The organism is Streptomyces sp. NPDC058877, assembly GCF_042742855.1.
Taxonomy (GTDB): Bacteria; Actinomycetota; Actinomycetes; order Streptomycetales; family Streptomycetaceae; genus Streptomyces.
Genome location: NZ_JBHYMF010000296.1, coordinates 1 through 6,309 on the forward strand (window position 1 = coordinate 1; position 6,309 = coordinate 6,309).

A 6,309-nucleotide genomic window follows, 5' to 3' on the forward strand; every position below is an offset into this window, starting at 1 on the left:
GCTTCCCGTCCGACCGCGCTTGCGTGGCCCTCCCGTCCGACCGGCCCCGGGTGCGCACCCGGCCGGCCCGGTGCCCGTGCGGGAGGGGCGGAGGCCCCGGGACGGCGGACGTCCCGGGGCGGCGGACGTCCCGGGGCGGCGGCGCGGAGACGGATCCGTCAGCCGGCGTCCTTGACCTCGGCGGGTGTCGGAGCCGTACCCCCGAGGTGCGCGGGCATCCACCAGGTGTCGCTCGCGTCCTTCGGGCGGACCGGGTAGGCGCGCTGGGCGGCCTCCAGCAGCTCCTGGACGCGCTCGCGGAGCCGCCGGGTGATCGCCCCCGCGTACTGGTCGGCAGGGGCCTCGACGGCCTCCCCGACGCGGATCGTCACGGGGATGTGGCTCCGCTTGAAGTTCCGGGGCTGGCCCTTGGTCCAGAGCCGCTGGGTCCCCCACAGCGCCATCGGGACCAGCGGGACGCCGGCCTCCTGCGCCAAGCGCGCGGCACCCGTCTTGAACCCCTTCAGGGTGAAGGACTGGGAGATGGTCGCCTCGGGGAAGACGCCGACGATCTCCCCGGCCCGCAGGGATTCGAGGGCGTGCTTGTAGGCGTGCTCGCCCTGGGAGCGGTCCACCGGGATGTGCTTCATGCCGCGCATGAGCGGTCCCGAGACCTTGTGGCGGAAGACCGAGTCCTTCGCCATGAAGCGCACCAGCCGCTTCTGCGGCAACGCGGCGAGGCCCGTGAAGATGAAGTCCAGATAGCTGATGTGGTTGCTCACGAGGACGGCGCCGCCGGTCCGCGGGATGTGCTCCGAACCCTGAGTGTCGATCTTCAGGTCCAGCGCCTTGAACATGGTCAGCGCGGCGCCGATGACCGGTCGATAGACGAGTTCTGCCATCGGAGAGGAACCCCTTCTTCTGGTGCCTGGGGAGGGCTCTCCCGGCGAAGTTACGCGGCCGTAGGTTTTCGGCTTTGGGCAGATCGTGCCCCATGTGGGGCCGTGTGACCAGTCCAGACGGCTTCGTAGGGAGAGATTCTCGTCACTCGCGGTCTCCGTGGCGTGAACCGAGCGGTGTCGTGGGAGGGTGGAGCCGGGCAGCTGTGCGGTGGAGGGAGCAAAGGATGACCGGGGTCCTGGGGGCGGAGGAAATCGGCGTCGAGCTGGGGGAGAGGGCCACCCTCGTCCAGTTCTCGACCGCCTTCTGCCAGCCCTGCCGGGCCACCCGGCGCACCCTCGCCGAAGTCGCCGCGATGGTGCCGGGCGTGGGGCACGTGGAGATCGACGCGGAGGAGCGACTCGACCTCGTGCGCCGGCTCGGCATCGTCCGCACCCCCACCGTCCTCGTCCTCGACGCGGCGGGACGCGTCGTCCGCAGGGCCTCCGGGCAGCCCCGCAGGGCGGACGTCATCGCCGCCCTGGGGCGGGCTGTCTGACGCCGTGACACTTCTCCCACATCCCGGTACGCACTTGACTGTGCAGGCCACCGATCGTCACCCTGGCGGAGTGCCCCCTGAACTCCTTCTCTACGGCCGGGTCCACGTGGACCTGGCCCGCAACGCGAGCGCGCGCTGTCCGGGTGTCTGATCACTCCGGGACCCCTCTCATGCCGCCCTCGCAGAAGGACAACTCCATGACGGTTACGCCAGAGCTCCGCACCGTTCCCACGATCGGCGCACCCCGCCAGGCCTCTCCCGACCTGCTCCGCTCCGTCTTCCGCCGGCACGCGGCCGGTGTCGCGGTCATCACCGCGCACGGTGAGCGGCCGGTCGGTTTCACCGCCACCTCACTCAACTCCGTCGCCGCCGACCCTCCGATGGTCTCCTTCGGCGTGGGAACGGGTTCCTCCAGTTGGCCCGTGATCGCCGAGGCCGAGCACATCGGCGTGCACATACTCGGCGAGCACCAGCAGGAGCTCGCGGGAACCTTCGCGCGCAGCGGTGCCGACCGCTTCGGCGAGGGGACCGGCTGGAGCGTCGGCCCCGAGGGCGTGCCCGTGCTCGACGGGGTCCTGGCCTGGTTGGTCTGCCGGGTGGAGGCCCGGGTGCCCGCGGGGGACCACCGGATCGTGATCGCGCGGGCGGTCGCCGGCGATCCGGACGGGGCGGGCCGACCGCTCCTGTACCACCACGGTCGCTTCAACGCGCTGCGCGACTGAAGGTTCCCGTGCGCACGGTTCTCCGTGCGTTGGCAAGGTCACATGTCTGAGCGCTTGCTCAGTGGTAACGAACTGGGTGTACTGGCGAGTAATATTTCGGACGGGGCGTCTGGCGCCCCAACCGGAAACCCGCCCTTCAGGCGCCTATGCTGCGAGCAACAAGGCAGCCCGTTATGACCGATGCAGTAGGAGAGCCGGCGTGAGCTTGAGGATCGTTGTCTGTGTGAAGTACGTGCCCGACGCCACGGGCGATCGGCACTTCGCCGATGACCTGACCGTTGACCGCGACGACGTCGACGGCCTGCTGTCGGAGCTCGACGAGTACGCGGTCGAGCAGGCCCTGCAGATCGCCGAGGAGGCCGACGACGCCGAGGTCACCGTGCTCACGGTCGGTCCCGAGGACGCCAAGGACGCGCTGCGCAAGGCGCTGTCCATGGGTGCCGACAAGGCCGTCCACGTCGAGGACGACGACCTGCACGGCACCGACGTCATGGGCACCTCGCTCGTGCTGGCCAAGGCGATCGAGAAGGTCGGCTACGACGTCGTCATCGCCGGCATGGCGTCCACGGACGGCACCATGGGCGTGCTCCCGGCGATCCTCTCCGAGCGGCTGGGCGTTCCGCAGGTCACCCTGCTCTCCGAGGTCAAGATCGAGGACGGCAAGGTCACCGGCCGCCGCGACGGCGACACCGCCTCCGAGCAGCTGGAGGCCTCCCTCCCGGCCGTCGTGTCCGTGACGGACCAGTCGGGCGAGGCCCGCTACCCCTCCTTCAAGGGCATCATGGCCGCCAAGAAGAAGCCGGTGGAGTCCCTGGACCTCTCCGACCTCGACATCGAGGCCGACGAGGTCGGCCTGGAGGGCGCCTGGACCGCGGTCGACTCCGCCGCCGAGCGCCCCGCCCGCACCGCGGGCACGATCGTCAAGGACGAGGGCGAGGGCGGCAAGCAGCTGGCCGAGTTCCTCGCGAGCCAGAAGTTCATCTAGTTGCCGGGGGTCCGGGGGACGCCCCCGGGCCAGCACCGCATCTAAGGCTCGCGCGAGCCCACCAGACCGCCTTTCCTTCCGTTCGCAGGAGATTGAAGTCCCATGGCTGAGATTCTCGTCTACGTCGACCACGTCGGCGGAGCCGTCCGCAAGCCCACCCTGGAGCTGTTGACCCTCGCCCGTCGCCTGGGCGACCCGGTTGCCCTCGCCGTCGGTGAGGGTGCTGCCGACACCGCTGCGGCCTTGGCCGAGCACGGTGCGGTGAAGGTCCTCACCGTCGACGCCCCCGAGTTCGCCGAGTACCTCGTCGTCCCGAAGGTCGAGGCCCTCCAGGCCGCTTACGAGTCCGTGTCCCCGGCTGCCGTGCTCGTCCCGTCCTCCGCCGAGGGCAAGGAGATCGCAGCCCGCCTCGCGGTCCGCATCGGCTCCGGCATCATCACCGACGCCGTCGACCTGGAGGCCGGTGACGAGGGCCCGGTGGCGACGCAGTCGGCGTTCGCCGCCTCCTTCACCACCAAGTCCCGCGTCTCCAAGGGCACCCCGGTCATCACGGTCAAGCCGAACTCGGCGCCCGTCGAGGCCGCGCCGGCCGCCGGTGCCGTCGAGGCGCTCGCCGTCTCCTTCTCGGACAAGGCCCGCGGCACCAAGGTCACTTCCCGCACGCCGCGGGAGTCGACCGGTCGTCCGGAGCTGACCGAGGCCGCGATCGTGGTCTCCGGCGGTCGCGGGGTCAACGGCGCCGAGAACTTCGCGGTCATCGAGGCGCTCGCCGACTCGCTCGGCGCTGCGGTGGGTGCCTCGCGCGCCGCGGTCGACGCCGGTTGGTACCCGCACTCCAGCCAGGTCGGCCAGACCGGCAAGTCGGTCTCGCCGCAGCTGTACATCGCCTCCGGGATCTCCGGTGCGATCCAGCACCGCGCCGGCATGCAGACCTCGAAGACCATCGTCGCGATCAACAAGGACGCCGAGGCCCCGATCTTCGACCTCGTTGACTACGGCGTCGTCGGCGACCTCTTCGACGTGGTCCCGCAGCTGACCGAAGAGGTCAAGACCCGCAAGGGCTGACCTGCGGTTCTGCTGGGCCCGGGGCCGCATGGCGAGTGATCGCCGTGCGGCCCCCGGTCGTTTCGGACAACCATTGACTCAAGTCCCAGCAGCCCGTTAACTTCGCCATACGGATTGTTGATTCCGTGCAGCGGAAAACAGGAGGACGCAGGATGGGTCAGCAGGAGAAGGTGTCGACGAGCCTCGCGGGCGCGGTCAGCGAGGGCATCAGCGCCTCCCTCGCAGCGGTGGACGCGGAACTCGACCGCCGCTACCCGGGAGACCCCGGCACCCGCCAGCCCGTCCACACCGTCTACGTCCCCGGCAATGCCTTCGATGCCGGGACCATCCGCTCCTGGGGTGACCAGGCCCTCGCCGCCCTCGACGAGCACGCCCCCGACCCGGCTTCCTTCGCCGCGGTCCTCGGCCTCTCCGAGGCCCTCGCCGAGGACGTCTACGGGCGCGTCCGCGCCAAGCTGGAGCGCGAACCGATCGAAGACCTCCGGGTCGACTTCGAGGACGGCTACGCCGGCCAGGACGAGGATCAGGACGCCGCCCGCGCCGCCCGCCTGATCTCCGAGGCGTACGCCGGGGGCACCGCCGCCCCGTACATGGGCATCCGGATGAAGTGCATGGAGTCCGCCGTCCGAGACCGCGGCGTCCGCACCACCGACGTCTTCCTCACCGGCCTCCTGGAGCACGGCGGTCTCCCCGACGGGCTCGTCCTCACCCTCCCCAAGGTCACCTTCCCGGAGCAGATCACCGCCTTCGTCCGTCTCCTGGACGCCTTCGAAAAGGCCCACGGCCTCGATGCGGGCCGCCTCGGCTTCGAGATCCAGATCGAGACCAGCCAGGCCATCCTGGCCGCCGACGGCACCGCCGCGGTCGCCCGCATGATCGGCGCCGCCGAGGGCCGTGCCACCGGACTGCACTACGGAACCTTCGACTACAGCGCCTGCCTCGGCGTCTCCGCCGCCTACCAGGCCAGTGACCACCCGGCTGCCGACCACGCCAAGGCCATCATGCAGGTGGCCGCCGCCGGCACCGGCGTCCGCGTCTCCGACGGCTCCACCAACGTCCTGCCCGTCGGCACCACCCAGCACGTCCACGAGGCCTGGCGCCTCCACTACGGCCTCACCCGTCGAGCCCTCGCCCGCGCCTACTACCAGGGCTGGGACATGCACCCGGGCCACATCCCCACCCGCTACGCCGCGGTCTTCGCCTTCTACCGCGAGGGCTTCGAGGCCGCAGCCAAGCGCCTCTCCGCGTACGCCAACCACGCCGGCGGCGACGTCATGGACGAGCCCGCCACCGCCAAGGCCCTCAGCTCCTACCTGCTGCGCGGCATCGACTGCGGTGCCCTCGACACCGGCGAGGTCGACGCCCTCACCGGCATGACCCGCGGTGACCTCGACCGCTTCGCCGCCCCGCGGCGCGGTGACCTCACCGCCACCGGCGATCGCTGAACGGCCCTTCTCCCGCAGGTCGCCCGCACCCCGGTCGAGCGAGTCGGCGGCACCGGCTGATCAGTGCACACGGCCGGGCCGCCGGCGCGTCCGTCACCCGGCACAGTGCCCAGGGGCCTTGTGCTGGTGGGCTCACGTATTCAACTGCCGCCAGTTCCTCTGGGGGTCCGTCCTGCCGATCGCCCTCTGTAGCCGTAATGGGGCGTGCTTGAAATGTCGATCAACACAGGTCTTGGCCGTGTTTTAGATCGGTGTTCCGGTCCACGCCTCACTCCGTGATGATGGTGTGGGGCGTGGGGATCTTTCTGATGAGCAGTGGTCGGTGCTGGAGTCGTTGCTGCCTTACGGCAGGGGTGAGTCGCAGGTCCGGGAACCGGCGGCGGTTGATCGATGGGGTTCGGTGGCGGGTTCGGACGGGTGTTCCGTGGCGTGATCTGCCGCCCGAGTACGGGCCTTGGCAGACGGTTTGCGGGCTCTTTCGCCGGTGTTGGCCAGGAAACACAGCAGAGGCCGGTGGCGATCCGGCCCGGGTCATGACCGGTGCCGCGTGGCCGAAGTGGGCTCAACACGGTGGAGTACGCACTGAACCCTTCTCGGTAACGTCTCGTGACGGTTTGTGATCTTCATTCAGGCGGTGCGGCCGTGTTCGAGCTGCAGGACGACGAGGGCAGCTCG

7 protein-coding genes are annotated in these 6,309 nt (G+C 70.3%); 6 read left to right on the top strand and 1 reads right to left on the bottom strand.

The window, feature by feature from the left end; all coding sequences use genetic code 11:
• Positions 1-158 precede the first annotated feature (158 nt).
• The gene (locus ACFW2Y_RS34155; RefSeq protein WP_384887152.1) at positions 159-881 is read right to left on the bottom strand and encodes a lysophospholipid acyltransferase family protein; all 723 of its coding nucleotides are present in this window, start codon (positions 879-881) and stop codon (positions 159-161) included.
• Positions 882-1,105: 224 nt separating this feature from the next.
• On the opposite strand from ACFW2Y_RS34155, the gene ACFW2Y_RS34160 reads away from it, so the two are divergent.
• The 6 genes from ACFW2Y_RS34160 to ACFW2Y_RS34185 all read left to right on the top strand — a co-directional run bounded on the left by ACFW2Y_RS34160 (position 1,106) and on the right by ACFW2Y_RS34185 (position 6,254).
• The gene (locus tag ACFW2Y_RS34160; RefSeq protein ID WP_384887154.1) at positions 1,106-1,417 is read left to right on the top strand and encodes a TlpA family protein disulfide reductase; all 312 of its coding nucleotides are present in this window, start codon (positions 1,106-1,108) and stop codon (positions 1,415-1,417) included.
• A gap of 197 nt (positions 1,418-1,614) precedes the next feature.
• Positions 1,615-2,139, top strand: coding sequence for a flavin reductase family protein (locus ACFW2Y_RS34165; protein ID WP_384887157.1), 525 nt, complete (start codon positions 1,615-1,617; stop codon positions 2,137-2,139).
• A 199-nt stretch (positions 2,140-2,338) separates the two neighbouring features.
• Complete coding sequence (locus ACFW2Y_RS34170; protein WP_384887160.1) at positions 2,339-3,124, top strand: electron transfer flavoprotein subunit beta/FixA family protein; 786 nt, start codon at positions 2,339-2,341, stop codon at positions 3,122-3,124.
• A 102-nt stretch (positions 3,125-3,226) separates the two neighbouring features.
• Entirely contained in the window at positions 3,227-4,189 is a 963-nt protein-coding gene (locus ACFW2Y_RS34175; RefSeq protein WP_384887163.1) for an electron transfer flavoprotein subunit alpha/FixB family protein, read from the top strand.
• A gap of 152 nt (positions 4,190-4,341) precedes the next feature.
• Positions 4,342-5,634, top strand: a complete 1,293-nt coding sequence (locus tag ACFW2Y_RS34180) for a DUF6986 family protein (RefSeq protein ID WP_384887166.1) — start codon at positions 4,342-4,344, stop codon at positions 5,632-5,634.
• A 308-nt stretch (positions 5,635-5,942) separates the two neighbouring features.
• A complete protein-coding gene (locus tag ACFW2Y_RS34185; protein ID WP_384887169.1) occupies positions 5,943-6,254 on the top strand; it encodes a transposase in 312 nt (103 codons plus the stop codon).
• Positions 6,255-6,309: the final 55 nt, after the last annotated feature.

Coding starts and splice junctions, on each gene's coding strand:
- ACFW2Y_RS34165 (WP_384887157.1), top strand. CDS start 1,615: ATGACGGTTACGCCAGAGCTCCGCACCGTTCCCACGATCGGCGCACCC.
- ACFW2Y_RS34185 (WP_384887169.1), top strand. CDS start 5,943: ATGAGCAGTGGTCGGTGCTGGAGTCGTTGCTGCCTTACGGCAGGGGTG.
- ACFW2Y_RS34175 (WP_384887163.1), top strand. CDS start 3,227: ATGGCTGAGATTCTCGTCTACGTCGACCACGTCGGCGGAGCCGTCCGC.
- ACFW2Y_RS34180 (WP_384887166.1), top strand. CDS start 4,342: ATGGGTCAGCAGGAGAAGGTGTCGACGAGCCTCGCGGGCGCGGTCAGC.
- ACFW2Y_RS34155 (WP_384887152.1), bottom strand. CDS start 881: ATGGCAGAACTCGTCTATCGACCGGTCATCGGCGCCGCGCTGACCATG.
- ACFW2Y_RS34160 (WP_384887154.1), top strand. CDS start 1,106: ATGACCGGGGTCCTGGGGGCGGAGGAAATCGGCGTCGAGCTGGGGGAG.